The organism is Mesotoga sp. H07.pep.5.3, assembly GCF_002752615.1.
Taxonomy (GTDB): Bacteria; Thermotogota; Thermotogae; order Petrotogales; family Kosmotogaceae; genus Mesotoga; species Mesotoga prima.
Genome location: NZ_AYTV01000002.1, coordinates 149,130 through 174,750 on the forward strand (window position 1 = coordinate 149,130; position 25,621 = coordinate 174,750).

The following is a 25,621-nucleotide window of genomic DNA, read 5'->3' on the forward strand; positions in this document are numbered from 1 at the left end:
GCAACTTCTTGGCACACCGAAACTCGCAACCGATCTTCTCGGACAGGGATGAATCGATAACGACCTTCCTTCCTCTCTCTCGCAGGCTAAGCATACGTCTACGCTCTTCACAGAGTAGTCTCAAAGGAATATTGATTGATAAACTTCGAAAAGGATCAAGGGCGGCACTTTCGCCGCAATGAGCAACTGACAAGATCCGTTTGGCTTTGAGCATAAAGAGCTTTCCAAGGGTCAACAATTCAACTGAACGACAAGGGGTAACCAAGTGGAGCCTTGAAAGGCGATCTTCAGAAATTTGTCATAATCGGACCGTGCAGCTGTCAGTGTTTGATGATAAAATGTTGTTGAGACAAATTCTCAATAAGGGTGATGTAGATGGTCGTTCCTCTGTCAAGCATGTGCGAAGGAGAGAAGGGTAAGATAAGAAAACTGGAGCTACCGCCTGTTACAAGAGAGAGGCTGTGCGGTCTGGGTTTCGTCACTGGAGAAGAGATCCAGCTGGTGAAGGTAGCACCTTTCGGAGATCCTAAGGTTTTTAGAATCAAAGGAAGTGATATTACCCTTAGAGACGATATTTCTATGTGGATTCTTGTCGAAACTTCTTCTTTCCCTCTCTCTTACGTTTCAGAGGGCGATTATTGGGTAAGTCTTATTAACGGCGGCATGGGTTTCAGGCAGAGGCTCAGGATGGTCGGTATAGAAGAAGGTATAAAGATTTCGGTGATCGGTAATCTGGGGAAGAGAATTGAAGTTAGCACAAAGGGTATTCGTTCAGCTCTTTCCCGTGGACAGGCAATGAGAATTATTGTTAGGGAGAGATAGACTTAGTCGTGGAAAACCAAGCCGATGCTATTGAGTCAAAGAAAATTAAAGTAGCACTTCTCGGAAATCCTAACGTTGGTAAAACCAGTATATTCAATGGGTTAACAGGTTCACGGCAGATAGTTGCAAACTGGCCGGGTGTTACCGTCGAGAAGAGAACCGGAGTAATGAAGCTCGCCAACCATACGGTTGACGTGGTGGATTTGCCCGGAACATATACTCTTGGGGCTACCAGCCTTGATGAAAGAATAGCGCGAGACTTCCTGATAAATGAAAGGCCTGATGTTGCTCTTGTAATTGGAGATGCCGTTAACCTTGAGAGAAGTCTTTACCTTCTGCTTCAGGTGTTGGAGCTTCGCGGTGATGTAGTACTGGCTGTCAACGCTATCGATGAAGCGAGAAAAGCGGGATTTGAAATAGATAAGCATGAGCTTTCGAAGCAACTCGGTATTCCTGTTGTACTAACTTCCGCCGTTACAGGTGAAGGCATCGAGGAATTAAAAAATACGCTGATTAAGAGCGCAAGGAGCAGCAGTCATGTCCATTATCTCTTCACAGATGAAATAGAGGCCAATCTTAGAAACCTGTCCGATAGAATAAGGGGAAATGCCTCTCTTTCCGCCTTTGACGAGCGTTGGCTTTCCATAAAGCTTTTAGAGAGAGATAGGGAAGTCGAGAAATTAACAGGTATAAGCCTGGACTATGATTATTCGATAGAGATCGCCGAAACGCGTTATAAATACATCAAGAGAATTCTCTCTTCTTCCGTCAAGGGAAAGGAGAAGATCGGCTGGAACCTTTCGGAAGCAATTGACCACGTCATGACCCATAAGTTTCTGGGGATTTTGATCTTCCTCGCAATCATGTATATTGTTTTCCAGTTGACCTTCACTATTTCGGGCCCCCTTTCTATAATGATCGAAAATCTACTTGATGGTCTTGGAAGAGTTGTGGGCGGCTGGATCGCTATAGACTGGCTCAGGTCACTAGTGGTTGACGGCGTAATTGGAGGAGTCGGGGCAATCTTAGTGTTCGTGCCGAACATATTCATACTGTTTCTTGCCCTTGGAGTTCTCGAAGAAACCGGTTATCTACCAAGAGCGGCATTCGTAATAGATAGGCTTATGTATGCAATGAAACTCAGTGGCCGCTCTTTTATATCGCTCCTGCTTGGTTTCGGTTGTAATGTTTCATCAATTATGTCGACAAGGTCCATTTCAGAACCCAAGGAACGTCTCGTAACTATTCTGGTCTCTCCGTTTATATCTTGCAGTGCAAGACTGCCGGTGTACGTACTGATTGCAGGCACGTTCTTCGGAACCAATGCCGGCATAGTGGTCTTCTTCCTTTATCTGCTAAGCATAGTGATAACAGTGCTTTCGGCCCTTCTAATCAACAAGCTCTTTTTCAAAGGCGAACCGTCAACGTTGATTATGGAACTTCCAAGATACAGAAAGCCCAGGCTGACCTCAATAATGCTTTATACATGGAACAAAGGGCGACACTTCCTCGAGAAGGCGGGCACGATAATACTTGCCGCCTCAATAGTGATCTGGATTTTGACATACTTTCCGACGGAAGGAACGGGAAGTTTTGCCGCTACGATAGGAAAAGCCCTTGAACCTCTCTTCGTTCCGCTGGGATACACCTGGGAGATGATAACCAGTCTCGTCTTTGGAATAGCTGCAAAGGAAGTTATAGTTTCTTCTCTTACGACTTTTTTTGGCAATCCCAGCGTGAGCGGCACTTCTTTAGAAATTATGAGAACCATCATTAGTCCAGAGATTGCCTTAAGTTTCCTGGTGTTCGTTCTTCTCTATGTACCATGTATGCCGACACTTGCGGTGATTAAGAATGAAACGGGAAGTTATAAGTTCGTCTTCTTTTCGGCTTTTTACAGTCTTGCGGTCGCATATGCGGTTGCGCTGATCGTAAGAGTTGTTGGAGGGTTGTTATGAAGGGGAGGGTGATAACTTTCTGGCTTTTGTTCGGAGGAACTCTTTTGGCGACTCTTTCTGTAAACTCCTTTTTCGGCCTTCTTCTGACCAAACGTGAGCCTTTTCTGGCAATGATTGCTGGAGTTAACTCAGCAATCTACTTCTTAGGGCTGGCAGAGAAAAGAAGCGACCTTAGAAAGAGGTATTCGCATCTTCTCGTTGGTAGTTTCTTCTCATATGTACTCTCTATTTACCAGGTCCTTGTTTTGTTTAGCATTTGGCTTGAGGGACTACTCACTTCAACTTGCCTTTTGGTATTCGATGAGGTGAATCTCCCTTTAATCATCTCCGGGTTTGCATTATCCTTTCTCTTTGACTTCGCAAAGAGGCAGTTTGAGACGAATAATCTCTAGAGAATTTTGGCTGTGAAAACCATCAAACACTATTCATCTTAATATGGTAATATGATTTGTGTTATGGAGGTGATTGCATGGCACTCGTTTACGTGGTCGATGACGAGCTAAATGTAAGGCGAATCGTCAAAAAGACCATGGAGAACGAAAACAACGAAGTCCATACTTTCGTGACAGCAGAGGAAGCCCTGGAAGAGATCGAGAAACGTAAGCCAGACCTCCTATTTACCGATATTAGTTTGCCCTCGATGAATGGAATTCAGTTTCTAAAAGAACTTAAAAATAGAGGTTATTCAATACCTGTAATAGTAATATCTTCGGATACTTCCCCGGAATCGATGAGGAGCGCTTTCAAAGCAGGAATTGTTGATTTCTTGACCAAACCATTTACGCCGCAGGAGATCAGGGATGCGGCAGAACTTGCGCTTAGAGAAGATGACAGCATCTACAAACGAGCGAGGGAGATCAAGAGACTGATTGAGGAAGGGGAGACGGCGAAGGCGGAGTCCCTAATGGGAAACCTTTTCTCCGACTTTCCGGGTTCACCCTTTCCGCATTTTCTTTACGCTCTTCTTGTGGCCAAAGACAATCCCAGAGTAGCCATAAAACATCTGAAGGCCTCGCTCTCACTCGATGAGGATTTTAAGGACGCTTCCGACGAGCTTAAGAAACTAGAGGAGTAAAAAATGCCTTTCATGAAAGGTGCGATAAAAAAAGATGAATACTATGTAGTGATTTTCGGTTGTGGGCGGCTTGGTTCTAGAATGGCAAACTGGCTCTCCTCCTTGGGGTGCAGCGTCGTCATTGTCGACAGAAATGAATCTTCTTTCGATGCCCTGTCGAACGAATTCACCGGCTTCAATATTCTGGGCGATGCAACGGAGCTCGACGTGCTTAAGGAGGCCAAGCTTGACAAGGCCGATGTTGCCCTTGTGCTTACTACGGATGACAACACAAATCTTATGGTCTCGATGTCGGCAAAAGAGTATTTCGAAGTGCCCCGAGTTGTCGCAAGAGCTTATGATCCTAACAACATCAAGATGTTCTCGGACTTTGGAATAGAAGTGATTTGTCCAACTCTCCTGGCTGTTGAGAGTATTAAGAGCGCATTGTATTTCATCGGCGGTGACGACAAATGAAGATTGTTCTAATTGGCGGTGAGAAGATTGCCTACCATCTCGCAAGAAGATTCTTGACCAAAGGCCACAACGTTATGCTGGTCAACAAGAACGAGAGGTTCTGTGACGAAATGGCAAAGAAGCTCCGTGCCATTATCGTAAGGGGTGATGGAAGCAAGAGGTACGTTCTCGAGCAGCTTGAGCTTGACCCTACCGACCTGTTTGTTGCTCTGACTCCTTACGATCAGGATAATCTCGTCGCCTGTTTAACGGCTTCGCGTGTCTATGGGATCGAGAGACCGGTTGCTATGGTGAATGACCCCGACAACAAAGCGGTTTTCGAAAAAATGGGGATAAAGAGTGTGGTTAGTCCGACTGAAATCCTTGGTGTCGCGCTTGAAGACAGCCTTTTCAGAGAACATATAACGAATCTCCTCCCTTCTTCAGAAAAAGTCTCTATTCTAAGAATAGAGATGACTGATAAGTCGCCTATACTCGGAGAGGCGATTAAGGACATTCCTCTCCCTGATGAAAGTGTTATTGGAGCAATAGTCAGAGAGGATGAAGTTGTTATCCCAAGAGGGAACACTGTGATTGAAACGGGAGATGTTCTTCTAGTTCTTAGCAGTCCAACGGTACAGTCTGCAGTTTTCGAAACTCTCCTGGGAGAGGTGTAAATGTTTCTAAATCTTTTGAAACAGCGATACAGGCTTGTCTTTGGGTACCTGGGGAATCTATTTGTCTTCTTTCCCATTGTGCTGTTGATTCCACTACTGTATTGCATATGGTATCCCGAAGACTTCCTGCAGAGTCTCGCTTTTGTGGAGGCTGCTTCGATCAGTTTTGTGATTGGGATGGCGTTGAAGCTGACTATGAAGGTCCGGCCAGGATCTCCGATAAGTGTTCAGGAAGGGGCCATAGTGGTCTTGTTCTCCTGGGTGATGGCGATAATCCTTTCGGCACTTCCCTTTATTTTTGCCGGATACTTCAATTTTACCCAGGCCGTTTTCGAGTCCACAAGCGGCTGGACTACTACGGGTCTGACTCTCACAGATGTCGAAACGATTCCTGGTAGTTTTCTTCTCTGGAGAAGCATGATGCAGTATCTTGGAGGAGCCGGCATCGCAATAATTATGATGTCCGCGATCTTAGGACCGGCGGGACTTGGACTCTATAAGGCCGAGGGCCGCATGGACAATCTTGTGCCGAATATCAAGAGTTCGACGCGGACAATAGCGGTAATATATGGTTCCTATGCTATAGCAGGGATTATAATGTATAGAATCGCCGGGATGAATCTCTTCGATGCCATAAATCATTCTCTCACCGCCCTGGCGACCGGTGGGTTTTCTACAAAGGCCAGATCGATCGCAGAGTTCAACAGCGTTTCAGTCGAGATTGTGACCATTGTGTTGATGTTGCTTGGAGCTACGGGATTCGGGATTCACTATACTATTTGGAAGAGAAACTTCAGAGCGTTCTGGAAGAACGGCGAGCCGAAGCTGATGTTCGTCATACTGGCGATCTTCACGCCGTTACTGATGACAGGCACGCTGTCCATTTTCTACTCCTCTGCCACGGAGCAGTTCCGCCACAGCGTTTTTCAGGCTGTTTCTGCTTTGACTGGAACCGGTTTCTCTACAGTGGACTTCGTACCATGGAATCATTTCGGGATATATTTGATTATTTTGCTCATGATATTCGGGGGAGATCTCGATTCAACATCTGGAGGTCTGAAGCAGTACAGGCTTTTTGCTCTCATAAAGATTCTATGGCTGGAAATCAGAAAGTACTTCCTTCCGAAAGATGCAATCCTTAAAGAGGAAATCTGGAAGGGTGAAACGAAGAGGTATATAGACAACTCTCTGGTCAAAGAGATTCTGCTTGTCTTCTCCCTGTATTTCCTAACGTATGCCATTGGAACTGGCGTCTTGATGGCTTACGGCCACTCGATGGCTTTTTCAGCATTTGAATATGCGTCTGCCCTTAGCACTGTCGGTCTCTCGGTTGGAATAACAGCTCCTAACGCCCCTGCCGGGTTGATCTGGGCCGAAACAATTGGCATGTTTCTGGGAAGGCTCGAATTTCTAGTCGTAATATATGCTATAACTAAACTGATGAGAGACGGGAGAATCCTATTAAGAAGACGGAGGAATGCATAATATAATGATTACCAGAATTAAGGGTACCCAGGATATAACCTTTGACGATATCGGATACTGGCACTATGTGGAGGAGGCAATTAGAAGTATCTCGCACAGATACTCCTTCACCGAAATACGGACTCCAATCTTCGAAGCTACAGAGCTTTTCAAGAGAAGTGTCGGTGAATCAACGGACGTTGTTCAGAAAGAGATGTATACATTTGAAGACAAGGGTGGCAGATCGATAACCTTGCGGCCGGAAGGCACCGCGAGTGTCGCAAGGGCCTTTATCGAGAATTCCTTAGTGAATCTTGGTGCTCCAATAAAACTCTTTTACAACGGTCCCATGTTCCGTTATGAAAAGCCTCAGGCAGGCAGACTGCGCCAGTTCCATCAGTTTGGCGCGGAGATACTGGGATCCGAGAGTCCGTTGGCAGACTTTGAAATAATCGAGATGGCCTATAGTTTTCTTAAGGAGCTGAAGATAAGCAAGACAAAGCTTTTCATCAATTCGATCGGTTGCCCCAAATGCAGGGAGGATTACAAAACTGCGCTCAGAGATTATTATCGGGACAAACTGCCAGGAATGTGCGCTGATTGTCAGCGAAGATTTGATACAAACGTGTTGAGACTACTCGATTGTAAGATCGATAAAGAGCACGCTAAAAACGCTCCTAGTATTCTTGATTACCTCGATGAAGACTGCAGGAATCATTTTGAGGAACTCCAGTGGTATCTAAGGAAGGCTGACATTGAATATGAAGTCGACCCTCTGCTTGTCCGCGGACTTGATTATTACAGCAGAACGGCCTTCGAAATCCGCTCTTCATCACTGGGTAGTCAGGACCAACTAGTTGGTGGAGGTCGATACGACGGTCTGGTCGAATACATAGGGGGAAACAGCTGCCCGGCAGTTGGATTTGCGATAGGACTAGAAAGAATAGTAATGCTCTTGAAATCCGAAAAGGTAAATGTGAACGTCCCCGAAATCCCTCAGGTTGCAATACTGGCATTTGGCAGAGAGGAAAACATCAGGGGATTCGACTACTCCAGAAGACTTCGTAAGATGGGCATTTCAACTTACGTTGATGTTATGGAGAGAAACATGCGCAACAAAATGAAGCATGCGGCAAGAATCGGCGCAAAGATTTCTTTGATAGTTGGAAGAGAAGAGATTGAGAGAGACATTGTAACTGTCAGGGTTATGAGGGACGGGTCACAGTTTCAGGTAGATAGCGATTATATGTCCGATTATGTGGTCGATAAGTTAAGAGATATTTCGTAAACCTGCCATGTTTTGTTGTCTAATAAAGAAAAATGATAATAATCGCCGTTATTCACCTATAATACCTTGAATTTTCTCCCTTGAGTGTGTTATCATCTACTTTAGTAGGAAATCATGCCCGGGAGGTTTTTCATATGAGCAACGAAGAGATTCTAACTTTCCTTAGTAAAGATCCAACGATTCAGGACCTTCGTCGTTATGCGAAGATGATGGGGATCAACTTGAAGAGAACGATGAGAAAGAAGGATATCACCCGCGCCTTGAAGAAACTTGTTCAAAAGAGCAAACAGACGTCCAGCACTACTACTGCAAAGAGCAGACCCTCAGAAATACTTCGCCCATCTAAGCCGGAAGATGCCCAAATTCCTTCATCATATTCACGCGACTTTGTCGTTATTCACCCGGTCAATCCCTACTGGGTTTACGTGATGTGGGATCTGTCCGAATGGACTGCAAGAAGCATTTCAGATCATTCTTCAAAAAAGCTTCTAGTGAGAGTGAGTGACATTACAAACATTATCTATGACGGGATGAACGCTCACAGATTCAAAGAGGCCAGCATCTCCGCCGATGCCGGAAACTGGTACTTCCAGGTAGATTTCCCCGATGCAGATTACATTGCCGAGATTGGGTATTATATCGGTGGTAACTTCAACAGTGTTTTGAAATCGAGGATTGCCAGAACACCTAGAAACTCACCAAAATTTTCCGATTACGAAATTTGGGTAGATCTCAAGAAGGGGTCGAGGAAAGAGTACAAAACATCTCACGAAGAATTCGTCTTCGAACGCGCGACTAAGTCTTCGGGGCCAACGGGCAATCCATCTTCTGAGGAGTTCATTAAGACTATCTCGAAGAGCAAGAGCGGGAGATGATTGAATGGAAAGAGGCAGACTGATTCTCATGCTCCACGCACACTTGCCCTTCATAAACCATCCTGACTTTCCAAGCTTCATGGAAGAAAGGTGGCTTTTTGAAGCAATTACGGAAACATACATTCCTTTGCTTCAGGTTTTCAGAAGATTGAAAGATGACAGTGTGAACTTCAGAGTGACAATGAGTATAACTCCACCTTTGATGGAGATGCTTGCCAATCAAGATCTGCAGAAGAAGTACATCAATTATCTTGGTTCATCCATCGAATTGGCCGGGAGTGAGATTTCGAGAACGGTCTCGGAGCATCCAGCTGCGAATAGACTAGCCTTGCACTATTTGAAAGAGCTCCAGGAGATAAAAAGAGTCTATGAAGAGTGCAACAGAGACCTTGTTGGAGAGTTTGCCCAACTCCAGGAAAGCGGAGAGTTGGAAATCGTAACGTGTAACGCTACTCATGGTTTTCTCCCCCTTATGACAAACTTTCCGGAGACAATCAATGCTCAAGTTGAAATCGGGGTGCAGTCTTACAAGAGACATGTAGGAAAGGATCCGAGAGGAATCTGGTTGGCGGAGTGTGGTTACGTTCCTGGCTTCGACTCCTACCTGCGCGAACATGGTCTGTCGTTCTTCTTCGTAGATTCGCACAGTTTCTGGTACGGAGATCCCGCTCCAAGATACGGAGTGTACAGGCCAGTGGTTACTCCGGAGAGTGTCTTTGTATTTGCAAGAGACCCGGAATCTAGCCAGCAAGTTTGGAGCGCTGAGGTAGGTTATCCCGGAGATGCCAGATATAGAGAATTTTACAGGGACGTTGGATTCGATCGTGAAGAGGACTATATAAGACCCTACATAGATCCGAGTGGTGAACGGTGCAATACTGGCATCAAGTATTTCAAGATAACGGGAAAGGATGTACCTCTGAACGATAAGAGCTACTACGACATCGATGATGCAAAAAAGGCAACGATCGAGCATGCAAGAGACTTCGCAAATAGAAAGAGAGAACAGGTGAGAAGGCTTTCCAAGCAGTTCGATGGAGAAGAACCCGTCATCGTTGCGCCGTTCGATGCCGAGCTTTTCGGACACTGGTGGTACGAAGGGCCTCTCTTTATTGAAGAGCTATTCAGAGATTTAAATGGAGACGAAACCGTTGTTCCATCGACACCACCCGAAGTGATTGAGTCCATGGAACAGGCGCAGGTTGTAACCCCAAATACATCGACATGGGGAGCGAACGGTTACAATGAAGTTTGGCTGAACGGTAGGAATGACTGGATATACAGGCATCTCGACGAGGGTTCTAGGAGAATGATAGAGCTTGCAAGGAAGTATGAGAGAACTGAAGATCCTCTTAAAATTAGGGCCCTAAATCAGATGGCGAGAGAGCTTCTCCTTGCTCAGTCAAGCGATTGGGCTTTCATAATAACTACCAACACAACCGTAGAATATGCAGTCTTCAGAACAAAGACTCACATCGACAGGTTGCTGACGCTTTACAGAGAGATCGAGAGTGACTCGATCGACGATCACAGGTTGAAGACCCTTGAATGGATTGACTCGATATTCCCATACCTGGATTTCAGGGTTTACGCAAAGCAAGTTGGTTAGTTACATCGGCCATCTTTCTTGATATCGCGCCGATTACAAGAGCATACTTACTATGGTATAATTCGTGAAGCCGGGGGAGGCATAAACCTCCCCCTGTTGGTTGTAGAGTATTAGGTACTTGGAGGGAGTTGAAAACTAAATGCCAAACAGAAAATCGAGAGGAAATTCTAATTTCATGAAATCCATTCAGCGGCCGATTGTGTGGGCCGTGGCCATACTCTTTGGAGTTGGAATAGTCTGGTGGTCGGTTGCCCAGTATCTTGGAGGGGGCTCCCAGGGCAATGAGCAGGGCATCGGTACGGAGATCAGTTTTAGCGAAACTGTCGGAGGGCTTACAAAAGACGGTACCCCTCTCTCAAACTCAGATTACTGGATCACTTATTCAGAATACGAAACGTCTGTGCGCGACACACTTACGAATCTTCGGAGTCAGGGTTACAACTTTGATCCATACTTTGAAACGGAAAACTATCCCAGTGAAATGGGAATCAGATATGATTTGTTCAAGTCATTGATAGATCAGAAGACACTTCTTCTCTACGCGACAGAGAACGATGTCCTTCCAGCTGAGGAACAGGTCGATGCGGAAACGAAGAGAATCGTCGATGAATACGTGGCAGATGAGGAAACAAAATCCGCAATTGTTTATCAGTACGGTTCGGTAGATGCTTTCTCTGAACTGATAAGAGACTATGTGGCAACACAAATGCTTGCAACTAATGTCACGCAGAAAGCTATTCCCGACATGGAAGAGAGATTTGAGAACTACGTCAACGAAAATATGGAAGATCTGAAGATCAACTATGAGAGAGTCGATGCAAACCACATTCTCGTCTCGGATGAAGCAAGTGCGGTTGAGATTAAGTCGATGATAGACAGCGGCGAGATCTCGTTCACAGATGCCGCGACTCAGTTTTCTATCGATACCGGCTCCGCGGTTAACGGCGGGGCCCTTGGTGAATTCGGAAGGGGTCAGATGGTGCAGGAATTTGAAGATGCCTCGTTTGATGCTACGCCCGGTCTTGTAATAGGCCCTGTGGAATCGCAGTTCGGCTACCACTTGATTCAGGTTAACAGCAAAACAACTTTCGACACTTTCGAGGAGTTTGCCAGCACTTCTGCCTATCAGACTGAGCTAGGCCGCTTTGAAAATGAGGAGTTCAATAAATGGATAGCCGACTATCGGCAAGAGAACAATCTCTCATATACAGTCAACGATCCCGATTTGCAGATGTACGCCAGATATGACGAGGCAATTTCCGACCCAGAAAAGTCAAGTGCGCTTCTTGAGGAGCTCGAGAAAGACTACTTCGACGAATCCGGCAATCTCCTGATTGGAGACTCGTATCTTCCCGTTGTTTTCTACACTGAACTCGCCGAAAACGAGATAACGAAGCTTAGAAACCAGATATTTGATCTTGAAGATCTTCAGGATTTATTGCTGACTCTACCTTCTACGGCCACTTCGCTGACGATCGATGAAATTGACAGCCGGCTCGAGACGATCCCATCGACAGATACGGAGGCCAGAAGCGTACTTACCGACGCGAAAAGGGCCAAAGAGTACATGAGTGAATTCAACGTAGAGACTCCTGAAGAAATCGAAGAGGCTCTTACGGAGAAACGTAATTTGCTTGACAGCAAGAACTTGCGATTCGAGAATTCGGTGCGATACCTTTATTCTGTGATGCCAAATTCAACAAGAGTGATTAACTACATGTACCAGATAGACGGTGATAATCCCGAAGTGGTATACATGTACAACGAAACTTCTTATAACGCAAACATAAGGCCTCTTCTCGAAAGCCCCGAGCTACTCGACAGCTATCTTGAATATTATGGACAGTACTTCGGCGCTCAGGCAAGATCACTTCTCCTGGATTCTCCAATTCAGGGAATTGAAAGCGATCTTAACCAGAAGGTTATCAACTCCACCGAAGCAGCTACCGATCTCAAGATGAGCGCTCTATACCTCCTTGTGGATATATATGAAAAGATGGCGAACATGGAGCAGAACGAGCAGATAACGCAGATATACCTTCTCAGTGAAAAGCACTATCTTGAGAAACTTGCCGAACTCTATCCCGAAGACGAAACTATTGGATCGCTCATCGAAACAATAGAATTCCAGATTTCCGAACTTAATTCTCAGAATACCGTCGATGCAACTCCAACGGCTGACGCTACTTCTACTGAAGCCTCAACCGAAACGGTTATCGACACTGAGATAGGTACAGGCGAACTGGAAGTTCCTTTCGGCAATGATGAGCCTTCTTCTGTCGGAGACGTTGATTTAGACGTGAATTTCGATAGCGAAGGGGCTACAGAGACTGTTAACTAGCAGAACGAAGGGTGGCTTACGCCACCCTTTTCTGGCTGGGGCGGCAGGATTCGAACCTACGGATGTCAGAGCCAAAATCTGATGCCTTACCAACTTGGCTACGCCCCACAGCAAATAGATTCTAACATCGACGATTTGTGGTGTCAATGATTTGGAGTGATTCTATGGCTGACCACGAGATTTTTGTAAAGGAATTGGGCAAGAAGATCCATGTGACGAGAGAGACTTCCTTCTTTGAACTTTCGAAAATGTGCGGCGAATTCCACAAGGCTCCTATAATGGCTGCTAAATCCGGAAACTCTTTAATAGAGCTTTGTAGAAATGTAAACGGCGAAAAGGAAGTGGAATTTATTGATCTCTTTTCCCTCGATGGAATAAGGATCTATACGAGGGGGACTCTGTTCATACTCTTCATTGCAATCAGGGAGCTGTTCGGTTCGGCACAGTTGAATGTGCATCACTCCAGAGGAACGGGACTAGTCTGCAATATCGAGGGATTAGAAAGTACTTCGGAGAATCTCATTAGAATCGAAGAGAGAATGAGGGAGTTAGTCAAAGAGGATATCGTTTTCGAAAAAGCCACGCTGAGGAAATTCGAGGCAATACGGCTTTTCAGTGAAGATGGACAGAGAGACAAGGCTCTGCTCTTCAAATACAGAAAGAAATCGACCGTCAATATTTACAGATGTAAGGGATTCATGAACTACTTCTACGGTTATATGCCTTACTCGACCGGAGCTATACTAAATTTTTCTCTAATACCCTATGGAGATTATTTCATACTGAATCTCCCCGACACAAAACAGCCTGACAGGCTACCGAAGTTCGTCGATCAGCCAAAGATCTCTGCCATCTTCCTCGAACATGAAAGATGGGGCGAGATCCTCGGAGTGAAGACTATTGGAGAGATAAACGAAATAATAAGTAAGGGCCCAAGAGAGATTCGAGAGATAGTGAATATTACGGAATCCCTCCATGAAAAGAAGATCGGTGCCATCGCAGACCAGATTGCCAAACATAAGGAACCCAGTCTGATTCTTATAGCAGGTCCTTCAAGTTCCGGAAAGACAACCTTCTCAAAGAGGCTGATGCTTCATCTCAAGGTACTCGGTATGAATCCCGTGCAGATATCGATTGACGATTACTTCGTCGACAGAGAAAAAACTCCGCTTGACGAGAACGGTAATTACGATTTCGAATCGATACATGCTCTTAACATCGATCTGTTCAACGAGCAGATCTCGCAACTCTTGGATGGCAAAGAGGTCTTACTTCCCAAATTTGATTTCATGCTTGGCAAGAGCGGCTTCCATGACAAACCCATCAGAATCTCAGAGGGTCAACCGGTGATCATAGAGGGGATTCATGGCCTTAATGAATTGTTAAGCAGCTCCGTTCCAAGGCACAGGAAATTCAAGATATATGTCAGCGCCCTGACGCAAATGAATCTCGATAGTCTGAACAGAATACCAACTACAGACGTCAGATTGCTACGCAGAATAGTGCGTGACAACAGATCGAGAGGACACTCGGCACTGGACACAATGCGTATGTGGCCAAGCGTCCGAAGAGGAGAGGATAAGTATATATTTCCCTTTCAGGAAGAGGCAGATGTCATGTTCAATTCTGCCATAGTGTATGAGCTAGCAGCGTTAAAGGGGTTTGCAGAGCCTCTACTTGTTCAGATTGATGATTCCGTACCAGAATATCTCGAAGCTAAGAGGCTTCTCAGGTTCATTGATTACCTGCTTCCAATGATGAACCTCGAGGATATTCCGAGAACCTCCATTATAAAGGAGTTCATTGGTGGCAGCGTATTCGGTTCCTTATGAGGTGAAGCCATGCAAGGAGTAGACGAAGAAACAAGGAAAGCTGTCCTGAACAGACTGAAAAGAATCGAGGGCCAGATTAGAGGGCTGCAGAAAATGGTTGAAAATGACAGAGTCTGTGGTGATATTCTGACGCAGGTGTCGGCCGTCAACTCTGCACTTTCAAAAGTATCAGAAATGATAGTCAAAGGCTATACGAGGAAGTGCGTAATTGAGGCCAGTAAATCTGGTCAGATCGAAGAGCTTGACACTCTGATCGAGAACATAATTAAACTCAGAGGAGTTTAGATGATTGATTACGGTGACAGCGTTCTGATAATGCTCGAAGACGAAGAAGCGAAATACTTCTCTGAGGTGAAGAGAGGCAGTGTCCTGAAGACACATTATGGAAACCTGATAATGGATTCTCTTGTGGGAAGAGAATTCGGAGAGAAGATCAGATTGGGGCTTCGGGATGCCTTCTTGATAAAACCATCAATGATTGACGGCATCTTCTCTTTGAAGAGGTCAACACAGATAGTGTATCCAAAGGATGTCGCATTTATCTTGTTATACCTCGACATAAAGCCGGGCGATGTTGTTTATGAAGCCGGAACGGGGACGGGTGTAATGACTTCGGTCTTTTCTCGAGCGGTAGGTGAGTCGGGCAAGGTGGTATCATATGAAAAGAGACAGGATTTCTTGGAAAAGGCGCAGAAGAACGTTCGCCATCTTGGCCACATTGAACGAGTGACGTTCGCATCTGGGGATGTTGCGGAATGCGAAGAAAGTCAGAAAGCCGACGCCTTCTTTCTTGATGTTCCCGAACCTTCCGCTTCCCTTGAGAGTGCGGTAGCCATTCTTAAGAAAAGTGGCAGGATCTGCATTCTCTGCCCGACAGCTAATCAGGTTCAGGAAACTTTAACGATTCTTGGAACATTGGGAGTTATTGATATCCAGGTGTGGGAGATACTTGCCAGAAGCTATAAGGCAAACCCCGAAAGATTCAGACCTGAAGATAGGATGGTCGGTCATACTACATACCTGGTGTTTGGCATAAAGGTAGAGGGGAGGAAATTAAATGGAAAAGAATAGAGTCCTAAAGATATTGTTGACTGTCTCAGTCCTGGTTGCAGTTTTCTTTCTGGGCGCACTTTCATCGATGACAGACGATGAAATGTTCGAGAAGTTCAGCCCCGTTTTCGAGATTCTTACGTACATAGATCGCAACTATTACGACATTGAAAAGGTGGATTATGACGCGATTTTAAATGAGACTTTGACAGGCACGATGCGTGGACTCGACGATCCCTTTGCATGGTATTTTGACCCGGTTCAAACTAAGGAAAACGAACTGGATACCACCTCCAAGTACGGTGGGATTGGCTCTACGGTGCAGTACAACATTGAGTTCGATTGTCTAGAAGTGGTGGCCCCGATGGCCGGAAGCCCTTCCGAAAGAGTTGGCCTTAGAGCAGGCGATTTGATTCTCACAATTGACGGAGTGGCGGTATCGGAAGTCGGTTATTACGGTGCAGTGAATATGCTGAGAGGAGACCCCGATACTCAGGTAGTTCTTGAGGTCTATAGAGAATCCGTAGAGGATCCCTTTTTTGTAGAGATCACAAGAGCCTTCATAGAGATTAAGAGTGTCAAGACGGAATTGCTTTCTGTTGAAGATACCGATATTTCTTACATTCAAATAACCGGTTTCAACGCGCCAACTTATGATGAATTCCAGGATGCTCTAAATTTGAGCAGAGAGAGTGAGGCGTTCATTATCGACCTTCGTAACAATCCTGGCGGGCTACTACAGAGCGTTTTGAACATATCATCACTGATGCTTCCAAAGGGCAAGAGAGTAATAACGATAAGATATCGGGACGGTCAGGAAGAGGTTTACAATTCCTGGGGATCGAGATATAATTCCTACTTCACAGACAAGCCGATTGTTGTGCTTGTAAACGATGGCAGTGCTTCTGCATCAGAGATACTCACGGGGGCGCTTAAGGATCACGGACTGGCAACGGTGATAGGAACGACAACTTTCGGGAAGGCAGCAGTTCAGACAGTATTTAATCTCTCGAACGGAGGAGAAATATGGCTTCCAACCGCGCATTATTTTACTCCGAATGGAAGTGATATTCATCTTCAGGGAATAGAACCAGACATAATTGTTGAAGCCGGTGAGGAAGCTCCCAGCGAGGACGGGAGAGAGCTGACGCTTTCAACGGCTACTGTAGATGTGGAACACGATCTTCAACTTTCGAAAGCTATCGAGACTATTCTCGAGAAACTGGGAGTTAAGGTTGTAAATTGAAGATAGCAAGTGTTTCAATACTGATTTCGCTTATCGCGCTGATTTGTGGGCTTCTCGTAATTCTATACATGAATTTTGAAACACTTCAGAATGTCGGGAGCCGGAGAGCGACTCCCGATTTCTTTCTCAGAAACAGCTTTATACCTTTGCTTGAGAGGTTCCGAAATCATCTCGAAGAGACAAAGGAATTCAGCTCTGTTCTCCTGCAACTAGAGAGAGAAGGTGTCGGACCCTGGATCATGTCGGCTGAAAAAGGTATTAGAACATTTACCTGCCCATACAAGGAAGTCTTCTCTAGGTTACAGACTCTCTTCTACATTGAAACGGGGAAGAACGGTACAAGAGAACACGAGACAGTAGAGTTTTTCGGTAGCACGGTAACTAGAATAGAGTCCATCGATTACGGAGCTTTCCGACTTACTTATCTGCCTGGTTACACGCTTGTCATGGAGTCAGACTACAATTCATTGCTGGAAGAAGGATTCAGCTTTTACAGAGTACATTTTATGCACTCTATAAGTCCCGGGAGTTTTGTCTCAGACGTCTTTGCCGGAAGTGGTCCTGTTGTCGTTTTAAGAGAGGGCGGCGCGATCAACCAGTCCTTCATTGAAACTGTGGAACGCTACTCAATACCCTATCTTCCGGTAAGGTATTTTCTGATAAAAGACTGAAGCGTTTAGCGAAAAAGATGTTTCTTCATTTCAAAGTTGGTATACTTGAGATGCTTTTCTAAAGACAAAAATATTCGATGGTGAGTGATGGTTAGTTGTTGAGACTGAGTGAATTTGTCATTAGACACCGTGTTGCCGTCATCGTTTTTTTCGTTATACTCGGCGCCTTCGGTGCATATCTTTCCACGAAGCTGAATATCGATTCAGATTTACTCAAAATACTACCCAAAGACAATCCTGTTGTGAAGCAATACAATCGTTTCATTAGCGGGGATACTTCTGGAGACGTTACATATATCGTACTCCAGACTGATGATAAAACTGAAAAGGGCATAGAGAATCTGATTTCTGCAGGAAGGCAGATTTATGAAACGGCCAATGAAATGAAGAATATCGAATCTTTCGTGAGATTCGATGTTATGTCAGATTTGGGGCCACTCGGGCTTCTTATGGTAGATCCCGCTGAACTCTCTTCAATGAGAAGCCGAGACCAGGACCTCTCTAGAACCGTTCAAAGCCTCGTCAATTACGATTTTTCAGCTGTCCGCAGTATAGGTCAGATGCTTGTTGAATTTGAGGAGCTCAAAGGGCTTCTGGGGAATTCCCCGCAATCCGACGAATTCTGGAATTTTGTAAGGTTGCCGGAAACGATCCCAACGAACGATCCAATGGTCCTGGTAATGGGTATAAGACTTGATGGTCCTTCTTCGGACGTGTCTTATGTAAACAGAGTCATACCCGTTCTGAGACGGTGGGTAGGAGAGATATGCAGATCATATGGTTTGTCCTTCGGCATGGCAGGCGATCACTTTGGGACGTACGATTCAAACAAGCAAGTTAACAGTGACTTCATGCTCACCACGATTATCTCTCTTGTGGGAATATCTCTTCTCTTCTTTTTTGCCTACTCAAGTCTCAAGATTACTCTCTATGTCTTCTTTTCTCTGGCAATTTCCATGTTTATCACTCTAGGGATTTCCTATGTTGTTTTCGGATCCCTCAACATAATAACTACTTTTGTCACTGCGATTACCCTTGGCCTGGGAATAGACTACGGAATTCATATGATCACAAGGCTTTCCGATGGAGCGTCAAAGCAGAAGAACGCGGTCGCTCTGCTGAGAGATACATATGGTGCACTTACCAGACCGCTTCTGGCGAGCATGGTAACGACTGCGCTGGTATTCATAATCCTTGCCGCAATCGACTCGCCCGCCATAAGAGAACTCGGGATTCTTTCATCGATTGGGATCGTAGTCTTCTTTGTTGTAATGATTGTCTTTCTTCCGGCCTTATCAATTAAGACCCTCATGAATTCAACAAAGGTTGCAAACATACATCTCCTTGATCGATTCTTTCAGAAGATTTCCAGAGTAATCATAAAGTTCGGAGTCATCTCGGGAGGAGTTGTTTTTGCGTTGCTCCTCATACTGAGTTATCTAGGATTGAATAACATCAGGAGCTTTTCCTACACGCCTCCGGGTTTGATGTCACCCGACTCTGAGCAAGTGGCGATTCCGAACCTCATCGAAAGGACATTTGGCGGCAGCATAATAAACACGGTTCCTTTCATACTTCCCGATCTTGATTCGTTGAGAAAGGCACACGAGGAGATTGCTCGGAATCCTAACTTCAAAAGCTCATTCTCCATTCTTTCGATTGTTGAAGGAGGAAAGGGAGATTACATGAGTCAGATGGAGCAGGTCGTGAGAGAGATCGACGCACTGCGGGACTCACCGCTTGTTGAAGCGGTATTCAAGAAAGCAAACTACTATGACTTTATCGTCGAGTTGCTCGATAGGGCCGGGACTGTGGAGAGCTCCGATGATCTTATAAGTTTAGTTACTGAAGTCATCCCGGAGAGTCTTAGAGACCAGTTGCTTTACACAGGTGGCGATGGAAAGACTTACTTTCTGTTGAACTCCGAGCCGTCATCGTATATATATAGGAACAATGTTATAAAAATAATATACGACAGTCTAAGTCCGGAACTTAAGGAGACCTTTGGGGGATATCCAAAGGTCTTCTATTATCTGATGGATCTTGTAAGGCGAGTTTCACTTTCCATATGTCTTGTCGCTTTTCTAGCGATCTTTGTAGTTGTAGCGGCGGAGAGAAAGTCCTTAATCGACGGGTTCAAAGTACTCCTTCTTATGATAGGGATTTTGATGTCCATGTTTGGTTTGATGGAGCTGTTGGGCGTTGAAACAACATTTGTCACGGTAATTTCCGCTCCGTTGATAATCGGTATTGGGGTCGACGGTCTTGTGTACGTTATGCATAGTTCTAAAAAGAAAGGAAATTCCGAGCTATCAAAAACCCTTAAATCGATAACCATGTCTTCGGCCACAACGATGCTCACCTTCTTCTCATTTGTTTTTGCAAAGGGAAAGCTTTTGAGCGCGTTCGGTATCAGTCTCGGGGTTGGTGTTTTGGCCGCACTGATTGTTGCAACTTTTCTTGTTCCCGTGCTACCATGGAACAGCAGAGAGAAGATCGGAGGTTGAGACATGCCATTACATCTTTTAGTGGCCTATTATGTAGTTGATCATGCTTTTGTGAATAACAAGAAACTGGCAAAGATGGATGACAAGAAGTTCTGGATGCATTTTGTATGGGTTGTTCTTGTCTTTCTTGCTTTCACTTTCGATGTCTTTTTATCGAATCCGCTTGGAATTCTTATTCTAATACTGTCCATAGGTTTGACGGTCACTCTTGATATGGGACGAAAGAGACTTTCCAATGAACTGATAGAGATAATTGCATTCTTCCTTTTGCTTTTCTTGACATTGCTTGGAAGAAGTTTTTTGATCGAATCCTTCGTTACCGTGGAGTTTTCCTGGTATCTGATGGGAATGCTTCTGACAACGGTTGGACTAACCTATTTTCTTCGGGGAAGGATTATAAAGGAAGAAGCGACTGATTCAATTGGAATTGCCGAGAGAATGTCTATATTCATCTTTATTCTCGCAAATCAATGGACCTGGGTGATAATATCTGTAGCCGCGGGGCTTGCTTTCCGGGCTGTGTTTTCGAAAGAAAAGAAGATTGAATGGATTATCAGTCCCGTTGCAGGAGTGCTTATATCATACTTATGGCAGTTGTTGATGAGGGGCATTCTGGGTTGACCTATGCAATAGGGGATATTCACGGTTGCCTTTCGCCTTTGAAAAGACTCATTAGTGCCCTTGATCTCAAGGATGACGACTCACTTGTTTTCATAGGAGATTATGTGGACCGCGGTCCTAATCCCAGAGGAGTTATAGACTTTCTCATTGCGCTTTCAGCGAATTACGAGTGCCACTTCATTCGCGGCAACCACGAGCAGATGTTCCTAGATTACTTGAATGGCGTTCAGGGTTCCACAATATGGGCATATAACGGAATGGAGACAACGATAAGAAGTTACGGAACCATAAGATCCATTCCCGAATATCACATCGAGTTTCTCAACAACACAGTTCTGTACTATGAAGAGAAGGGCTTCATCTTTGTTCATGCAGGAGTAAGACCGGGAATTCCTCTGAAGAAGCAAGATCCAAAAGATCTCCTTTGGATTAGAGAACCCTTTCTAGAGAGCAGCTACCCGATCAAGGGTCGAACGGTTGTCTATGGCCACACGCCATTAATAAGTGGTCCACTCATTCAGGAGGGCAAGATCGGTATCGACACAGGTTGTGTTTACGGTGGCTTCTTAACGGCTTACAGAGTTGATGACAATTTCTATCTTTCCGAAAGGCTATAAATACTCATCTCAACAAAAGAGCGGAAGAAAGTTCTTCCGCTCGATTAATTTGCTCTCCGTTAAGACTATCAGGGATAGATACCTCTAAGTTTCGTTGCAAGCGCGACTTTCTCTATTGAATCAACGTATGCGGCAGTTCTCATATCGATACTGTATTTGTTCATTGTCGATATTACGGAACCAAAAGCCTCTTTCATTATCTTATGCAAGGCTCTCCTAACATCTTCTACATCCCAGAAGTAATGCTGAAGCCCCTGTACCCATTCGAAGTATGATACCGTTACTCCACCTGCATTTGCCAGGAAGTCCGGAATAACAAAAATGTTGTTTGCAAGAATCATATCTTCGGCTTCAGGGGTCATAGGGCCATTTGCACCCTCAACAACTATCTTCGCCCTGATGTTCCTGGCGTTCTTTTCGGTAATTGCGTTTTCGAGAGCAGCAGGAACAAGGATATCCACGTCGAGACCGAGAAGATCTTCATTGCTGATCTTCTGCCCCTTGGGATAACCTTCGATTACTCCGTTGTTCTGGTCTCTGTAGGCCATCAGATCATCGATATCGAATCCGTCGGGATTGTATAGGCCGCCTGAAACGTCGCTCAAGCCAACCACTCTCGAACCCATCTCTTCAGCAATCAGCTTTGCCGCGTAGGAACCGACGTTTCCGAAGCCCTGAACGGCCACTTTTGCCTTCTTTGGATCCATGTCTTTGTACCTAAGCGCCTCTTCAGCAACAACCCTTACTCCGCGGCCTGTGGCCTCGGTTCTTCCCTTTGACCCTCCGATTTCCAGAGGTTTTCCTGTGACAATTCCCAGTACGGAGTGGCCGATGTTCATGGAGTACGTGTCCATGTACCATGCCATTATCTGTGCATTTGTATTGACATCGGGTGCTGGGATATCTTCTCCTTCACCGATGATTATCTGAATCTCTGAGAAGTATCTCCTGGAGAGTCTCTCAATCTCGTTTATAGAAAGTTCCTGTGGGTTTACACAGACCCCACCCTTTCCTCCCCCATAAGGAATGCCTACAACCGCGCACTTCCATGTCATCCAAAAAGCAAGAGCCTTCACTTCGTCAAGGGTAACGTTCTGATGATACCTGATTCCTCCCTTTGCGGGACCCCTGGCGACGTTATGCTGAACTCTATGCCCTGTGAAAACCTTGATTTCACCGTTATCCATTCTGACAGGAAAGTTTACCGTGAGCTCTCTCTTAGGAAAGGACAGGACCTGCCTCATACTTTGGCTAAGATCCATCACATCGGCTGCCTTATTGAATTGCTTTAACGCATTTTGGAACAAACTAGTTTCGGCCACAAGAATACCTCCTCAATTTAATGATCCTCATATGAATTCTATGATCATCTCGAATTCTTCTCAAACCTAAATATCGGCAAAAGACAGCATCTACGACTAATTAACGTACCCTAGGTAACCTTTTCGGTGCCACTTTCCTGTATGCTAATCGCCAATAAAAAAGGCGAGGATATCCTCGCTTCTGGTACCCCCAGAAGGAATCGAACCTTCATCTGCGGATTAGGAATCCACCGTTCTATCCGTTGAACTATAGGGGCACAACGTGGAAATTATAGCATTACGCTCCATCCTTTTCAATCGCGTTCTGATAAAATTGATTCAAACGGGACGCGTGAAAGCTTTTTTGGAAGTCAGCTTCAATTGACCAGCCCAATCCAGGGATCTTGAAGTAATGAGGTTGAAAACAAAGGGCCTTCCGATGCCTAAATGTCTGAGAGGTGAATGAAGTTGAACAATGTTGTTGCTCTCGAATCAACCGTGATAGCCCACGGTCTTCCAAGGGGTGTCAATTTCGAGACTGCTCTAAGCATGGAGAGGGCAGTCAGAAAAAATGGCGGTGAACCGAAGACTGTTGGAATTCTCAACGGAGAAATAATCGTTGGTCTTCGGGAAGAGCAGATAATAAGGCTGGGAACGGCTCCGGATGTTTTGAAGGTCGGAACGGCTGAAATTCCCTACGCCACAGCGATGAAGAGAGATGCAGCGACCACGGTAAGTGCCACGATGGCAATCGCAAAGAGAGACGGTATTTCGGTCTTCGCTACTGGAGGCATTGGTGGAGTTCATCGTGGTAAAGACTGGGATGTCTCTCAAGACATTATCGAGCTTTCCCGAACCAGTATGATCGTTGTATCGGCTGGTGTAAAGAGCATCCTCGATGTCCCTAAGACTCTTGAGTTTCTCGAGACTTTTGGTGTCACTCTGGTCGGTTACAAAACGGACTCATTCCCACTATTCCATTGCTCCAGAAGTCCCTATAGAATCAACCTTACAATAAATTCACCGGAAGAGGCTCTGCTGATTCTAAAAGAGAAAGAGAGACTGGGGATCGATGGTGCGGTGCTTGTAGCGAACCCTATCCCAGAAACCGATTCGATGGATTACGACGACCTTTCCAGGTTAATAGAGACTGCTCTGTCATCTGCCGAAGCTAAGGGGATATCCGGTAAGGCTCTGACACCGTTTCTCCTAAGCACTATCGCTGAGTTATCAAACGGCAAGACTCTCGACGCGAACATCTCTCTTTTGATAAACAATGCGGCTCTCGCTGGTCGAATTGCTGGGAGCTCGGGAGCCGAACTATAATGGCATATTCACTTAAGGGAGGCAGAGTCTACTCGGTACCCGATGGAAGATACGTCACCCGAGATCTCTACATTAGCGAAGGCCTAATTTCTGAAGTAGAGGCAAAAGATGCGGTAGAAATAGATGTAAGCGGTAAATTCGTCTACCCGGGTTTTGTGGACTCTCACGCTCATCTAATCGGAACTGGAAGAAAGGAGCTTGAAGTCAATCTCGAAAACTGTGACTCGGTAGAAAAGCTTGCAACGGCTCTGAGTGTTGAACGCGATATCGTTCGAGCCCGGGGCTGGGACCAGGAGGTTCTTGGCTTCATGCCCGTAAGAAAGATACTGGACTCAATCATATCTAGACCAGTAATAATTACAAGAAGGTGCGGTCATATCGCCTCTGTGAATTCGGCTTTCATAAAGCTCTTTAGTCTCGAACGACTTCATGGACTGGACGGAACGGACATTGATCTCGGGATCCTTAAAGAGAGAGCACTTGATGAGGTCGAAAGAAACATATTGCTAACTTCTGGAGAAGTAGAGGCTGCAATCGAAGCCGGAGCAAAGGCCTTCTTGAAATACGGCGTGACCTCAGTGCACAGCGATGACTACCACGGGATAGAATACGAACTCCTGATGCAAAGACTCTCAGGCATTGTCGATCTAAGAGTTTACGAGAAATTCTGTGTATCGCGAGACGAAGACATCGAAATGATACTACTCGGCCGACAGTTCGAAAACGAATTCTTTCAATTGAATGCGGCAAAACTCTATCTCGACGGTTCGCTTGGAGCGAGAACGGCGGCTATGATTGAACCGTACTATGATTCTCCCGGGGAAAGAGGCGTTCTTTATAAGAAGGCTGAAGAGATTAGACCGATTGTGAAAAGGGCAGACGGAGAAGGGATTCAGGTTTGCGTTCACGTAATCGGCGATCGTGCCCTCGAAGAAGCACTGAAGGCCTTCGAAGGATCGAAGAGCGAAACGCTTAGGCACAGATTGATTCACGTTCAGATCGCCTCTGAAGAGCAAATCCGAAGGATGGTAGAAGAGAAGCTCACTGCATCTATTCAGCCAGTCTTCGTTGATTCCGACAGGTTGATAGTTCCGGAAAGATTCGGCCCTTCTCGTATGGAGAACGCATATCCATTTGGAAAGATGAGAGATATGGGTGTCCTTCTAGCATTGTCAACGGATTCTCCCGTTGAGAGTACGTCAGTGATTAGAAATCTGAACTCTGCAGACAGATACTTTTCGAGAAGGGAAAGCATAGAAATGTACACTTCGAACGGGCATCTTCTGGCCAATAGTTGCAGAGGCTGCTCACTTGAACCGGGTTACCCGGCAGATCTCTTTGTGATCGATGCTGACTTATTGAAGGCCAATGAAGACAGGCTTTCGGATATGACATTCGTTGGAGGAAGATTGGTCTTTTCATTAAGTGAAATCGGCTGACAAACAAAAACCTATATTGTACATAAATGCTGCCTAAACTTTCTTTACGTTTCATGTCCTGAATGTTAAACATAGGCAAACTCTCTTGAAGAATACCAGCAAAACTGCTAGAATTAATAAAGAAAAAGGCGGCGTAAAGCCGCCACATCTGGTGGGCTCGGGTGGAGTCGAACCACCGACCGCCCGGTTATGAGCCGGAAGCTCTAACCAAACTGAGCTACGAGCCCAGACACAGATTTGATTATAATATTCCTCGTGGCTTGTGTCAAGAGGTTTAGGAGATGGTTTAATGCTAAACAGCAGTTCTGTGGGTCTTCGGATATCTACTGATCCGGTTCAGGAAATGACTGTGAAGTATCCTCGAGTTCTTGTAATAAAGGCCGCATTTTGCCTTCTGAAAGACGGAAAGTCTATTGAACATAGAGATCTGGAGAAAACGTTACAGACCTTGCTATCGGGATAAGCAC

The 25,621-nt window shown here is 45.3% G+C and carries 23 protein-coding genes and 3 tRNA genes; 22 read left to right on the forward strand and 4 right to left on the reverse strand.

Annotated elements, in window-relative coordinates; genetic code table 11:
- Positions 1 to 375 precede the first annotated feature (375 nt).
- From V513_RS01670 to V513_RS01720, 11 genes are all read left to right on the forward strand, one after another.
- Positions 376 to 822 (forward strand): FeoA family protein, encoded by a 447-nt coding sequence (locus V513_RS01670; protein ID WP_099771415.1) that lies wholly within the window; start codon positions 376 to 378, stop codon positions 820 to 822.
- Between the two features lie 8 nt (positions 823 to 830).
- On the forward strand, positions 831 to 2,780 hold the full coding sequence (feoB, locus tag V513_RS01675; RefSeq protein WP_099771416.1) for a ferrous iron transport protein B: 1,950 nt from the start codon (positions 831 to 833) through the stop codon (positions 2,778 to 2,780).
- Positions 2,777 to 3,172 carry a hypothetical protein gene (locus tag V513_RS01680; RefSeq protein WP_099771417.1) on the forward strand — a complete coding sequence of 132 codons (396 nt, stop codon included), beginning with the start codon at positions 2,777 to 2,779 and terminating at the stop codon, positions 3,170 to 3,172. The genes feoB and V513_RS01680 overlap by 4 nt, the downstream gene beginning before the upstream one ends.
- A gap of 77 nt (positions 3,173 to 3,249) precedes the next feature.
- Positions 3,250 to 3,855, forward strand: a complete 606-nt coding sequence (locus tag V513_RS01685) for a response regulator (RefSeq protein WP_099771418.1) — start codon at positions 3,250 to 3,252, stop codon at positions 3,853 to 3,855.
- Between the two features lie 3 nt (positions 3,856 to 3,858).
- On the forward strand, positions 3,859 to 4,311 hold the full coding sequence (locus tag V513_RS01690; RefSeq protein WP_006486984.1) for a potassium channel family protein: 453 nt from the start codon (positions 3,859 to 3,861) through the stop codon (positions 4,309 to 4,311).
- Complete coding sequence (locus V513_RS01695) at positions 4,308 to 4,967, forward strand: potassium channel family protein (protein WP_099771419.1); 660 nt, start codon at positions 4,308 to 4,310, stop codon at positions 4,965 to 4,967. The genes V513_RS01690 and V513_RS01695 overlap by 4 nt, the downstream gene beginning before the upstream one ends.
- A complete protein-coding gene (locus tag V513_RS01700) occupies positions 4,968 to 6,452 on the forward strand; it encodes a TrkH family potassium uptake protein (RefSeq protein ID WP_099771420.1) in 1,485 nt (494 codons plus the stop codon).
- A 4-nt stretch (positions 6,453 to 6,456) separates the two neighbouring features.
- Positions 6,457 to 7,719: a histidine--tRNA ligase gene (gene hisS, locus V513_RS01705; protein ID WP_099771421.1), complete on the forward strand. Its 1,263-nt coding sequence runs from the start codon at positions 6,457 to 6,459 to the stop codon at positions 7,717 to 7,719.
- A 134-nt stretch (positions 7,720 to 7,853) separates the two neighbouring features.
- Positions 7,854 to 8,594 (forward strand): DUF4912 domain-containing protein, encoded by a 741-nt coding sequence (locus tag V513_RS01710; protein ID WP_099771422.1) that lies wholly within the window; start codon positions 7,854 to 7,856, stop codon positions 8,592 to 8,594.
- A 4-nt stretch (positions 8,595 to 8,598) separates the two neighbouring features.
- A complete protein-coding gene (locus tag V513_RS01715; protein WP_099771423.1) occupies positions 8,599 to 10,203 on the forward strand; it encodes a glycoside hydrolase family 57 protein in 1,605 nt (534 codons plus the stop codon).
- 139 nt (positions 10,204 to 10,342) lie between these two features.
- Positions 10,343 to 12,544, forward strand: coding sequence for a peptidylprolyl isomerase (locus V513_RS01720; protein ID WP_099771424.1), 2,202 nt, complete (start codon positions 10,343 to 10,345; stop codon positions 12,542 to 12,544).
- Positions 12,545 to 12,576: 32 nt separating this feature from the next.
- On the opposite strand, the gene V513_RS01725 is transcribed toward V513_RS01720, so the two are convergent.
- Positions 12,577 to 12,652 (reverse strand) — tRNA-Gln (locus tag V513_RS01725).
- A gap of 56 nt (positions 12,653 to 12,708) precedes the next feature.
- Here V513_RS01725 and V513_RS01730 point away from each other — a divergent pair.
- The 8 genes from V513_RS01730 (at position 12,709) to V513_RS01765 (ending at position 21,088) form a co-directional block, all read left to right on the forward strand.
- Positions 12,709 to 14,376, forward strand: a complete 1,668-nt coding sequence (locus V513_RS01730) for a nucleoside kinase (protein ID WP_099771425.1) — start codon at positions 12,709 to 12,711, stop codon at positions 14,374 to 14,376.
- 9 nt (positions 14,377 to 14,385) lie between these two features.
- Complete coding sequence (locus V513_RS01735; RefSeq protein ID WP_099771426.1) at positions 14,386 to 14,661, forward strand: metal-sensitive transcriptional regulator; 276 nt, start codon at positions 14,386 to 14,388, stop codon at positions 14,659 to 14,661.
- A complete protein-coding gene (locus V513_RS01740; protein WP_099771427.1) occupies positions 14,662 to 15,447 on the forward strand; it encodes a tRNA (adenine-N1)-methyltransferase in 786 nt (261 codons plus the stop codon).
- Positions 15,434 to 16,672 (forward strand): S41 family peptidase, encoded by a 1,239-nt coding sequence (locus V513_RS01745; protein WP_099771428.1) that lies wholly within the window; start codon positions 15,434 to 15,436, stop codon positions 16,670 to 16,672. Before V513_RS01740 ends, V513_RS01745 begins: the two co-directional genes overlap by 14 nt.
- Positions 16,669 to 17,343, forward strand: a complete 675-nt coding sequence (locus V513_RS01750; protein ID WP_099771429.1) for a hypothetical protein — start codon at positions 16,669 to 16,671, stop codon at positions 17,341 to 17,343. The genes V513_RS01745 and V513_RS01750 overlap by 4 nt, the downstream gene beginning before the upstream one ends.
- A gap of 98 nt (positions 17,344 to 17,441) precedes the next feature.
- On the forward strand, positions 17,442 to 19,850 hold the full coding sequence (locus V513_RS01755) for an efflux RND transporter permease subunit (RefSeq protein ID WP_257211872.1): 2,409 nt from the start codon (positions 17,442 to 17,444) through the stop codon (positions 19,848 to 19,850).
- Between the two features lie 3 nt (positions 19,851 to 19,853).
- On the forward strand, positions 19,854 to 20,471 hold the full coding sequence (locus tag V513_RS01760) for a hypothetical protein (RefSeq protein ID WP_099771431.1): 618 nt from the start codon (positions 19,854 to 19,856) through the stop codon (positions 20,469 to 20,471).
- Positions 20,468 to 21,088: a metallophosphoesterase family protein gene (locus V513_RS01765; protein ID WP_099771432.1), complete on the forward strand. Its 621-nt coding sequence runs from the start codon at positions 20,468 to 20,470 to the stop codon at positions 21,086 to 21,088. The genes V513_RS01760 and V513_RS01765 overlap by 4 nt, the downstream gene beginning before the upstream one ends.
- Positions 21,089 to 21,156: 68 nt before the next feature.
- On the opposite strand, the gene V513_RS01770 is transcribed toward V513_RS01765, so the two are convergent.
- Positions 21,157 to 22,410, reverse strand: coding sequence for a Glu/Leu/Phe/Val family dehydrogenase (locus tag V513_RS01770; RefSeq protein ID WP_099771433.1), 1,254 nt, complete (start codon positions 22,408 to 22,410; stop codon positions 21,157 to 21,159).
- A 182-nt stretch (positions 22,411 to 22,592) separates the two neighbouring features.
- Positions 22,593 to 22,667, reverse strand: a tRNA-Arg gene (locus tag V513_RS01775).
- Positions 22,668 to 22,857: 190 nt separating this feature from the next.
- Here V513_RS01775 and V513_RS01780 point away from each other — a divergent pair.
- Positions 22,858 to 23,715, forward strand: a complete 858-nt coding sequence (locus V513_RS01780; protein ID WP_099771434.1) for a pseudouridine-5'-phosphate glycosidase — start codon at positions 22,858 to 22,860, stop codon at positions 23,713 to 23,715.
- Positions 23,715 to 25,154: an amidohydrolase gene (locus tag V513_RS01785; RefSeq protein WP_099771435.1), complete on the forward strand. Its 1,440-nt coding sequence runs from the start codon at positions 23,715 to 23,717 to the stop codon at positions 25,152 to 25,154. The genes V513_RS01780 and V513_RS01785 overlap by 1 nt, the downstream gene beginning before the upstream one ends.
- 149 nt (positions 25,155 to 25,303) lie before the next feature.
- Here V513_RS01785 and V513_RS01790 read toward each other — a convergent pair.
- Positions 25,304 to 25,381, reverse strand: a tRNA-Ile gene (locus V513_RS01790).
- Positions 25,382 to 25,443: 62 nt separating this feature from the next.
- Between V513_RS01790 and V513_RS13805 the strand changes: the two genes are divergently transcribed.
- Positions 25,444 to 25,617, forward strand: a complete 174-nt coding sequence (locus tag V513_RS13805) for a hypothetical protein (protein WP_006487012.1) — start codon at positions 25,444 to 25,446, stop codon at positions 25,615 to 25,617.
- The last annotated feature ends 4 nt before the right edge of the window (positions 25,618 to 25,621 follow it).

Bases quoted from the DNA above. Each gene is read 5' to 3' on its own strand.
- V513_RS01745 (WP_099771428.1), top strand. From the start codon at position 15,434: ATGGAAAAGAATAGAGTCCTAAAGATATTGTTGACTGTCTCAGTCCTG.
- V513_RS01695 (WP_099771419.1), top strand. From the start codon at position 4,308: ATGAAGATTGTTCTAATTGGCGGTGAGAAGATTGCCTACCATCTCGCA.
- V513_RS01740 (WP_099771427.1), top strand. From the start codon at position 14,662: ATGATTGATTACGGTGACAGCGTTCTGATAATGCTCGAAGACGAAGAA.
- V513_RS01680 (WP_099771417.1), top strand. From the start codon at position 2,777: ATGAAGGGGAGGGTGATAACTTTCTGGCTTTTGTTCGGAGGAACTCTT.
- V513_RS01710 (WP_099771422.1), top strand. From the start codon at position 7,854: ATGAGCAACGAAGAGATTCTAACTTTCCTTAGTAAAGATCCAACGATT.
- hisS (WP_099771421.1), top strand. From the start codon at position 6,457: ATGATTACCAGAATTAAGGGTACCCAGGATATAACCTTTGACGATATC.
- V513_RS01715 (WP_099771423.1), top strand. From the start codon at position 8,599: ATGGAAAGAGGCAGACTGATTCTCATGCTCCACGCACACTTGCCCTTC.
- V513_RS01690 (WP_006486984.1), top strand. From the start codon at position 3,859: ATGCCTTTCATGAAAGGTGCGATAAAAAAAGATGAATACTATGTAGTG.
- V513_RS01730 (WP_099771425.1), top strand. From the start codon at position 12,709: ATGGCTGACCACGAGATTTTTGTAAAGGAATTGGGCAAGAAGATCCAT.
- V513_RS01685 (WP_099771418.1), top strand. From the start codon at position 3,250: ATGGCACTCGTTTACGTGGTCGATGACGAGCTAAATGTAAGGCGAATC.
- V513_RS01700 (WP_099771420.1), top strand. From the start codon at position 4,968: ATGTTTCTAAATCTTTTGAAACAGCGATACAGGCTTGTCTTTGGGTAC.
- V513_RS01760 (WP_099771431.1), top strand. From the start codon at position 19,854: ATGCCATTACATCTTTTAGTGGCCTATTATGTAGTTGATCATGCTTTT.
- V513_RS01670 (WP_099771415.1), top strand. From the start codon at position 376: ATGGTCGTTCCTCTGTCAAGCATGTGCGAAGGAGAGAAGGGTAAGATA.
- V513_RS01785 (WP_099771435.1), top strand. From the start codon at position 23,715: ATGGCATATTCACTTAAGGGAGGCAGAGTCTACTCGGTACCCGATGGA.
- V513_RS01735 (WP_099771426.1), top strand. From the start codon at position 14,386: ATGCAAGGAGTAGACGAAGAAACAAGGAAAGCTGTCCTGAACAGACTG.
- V513_RS13805 (WP_006487012.1), top strand. From the start codon at position 25,444: ATGCTAAACAGCAGTTCTGTGGGTCTTCGGATATCTACTGATCCGGTT.
- V513_RS01720 (WP_099771424.1), top strand. From the start codon at position 10,343: ATGCCAAACAGAAAATCGAGAGGAAATTCTAATTTCATGAAATCCATT.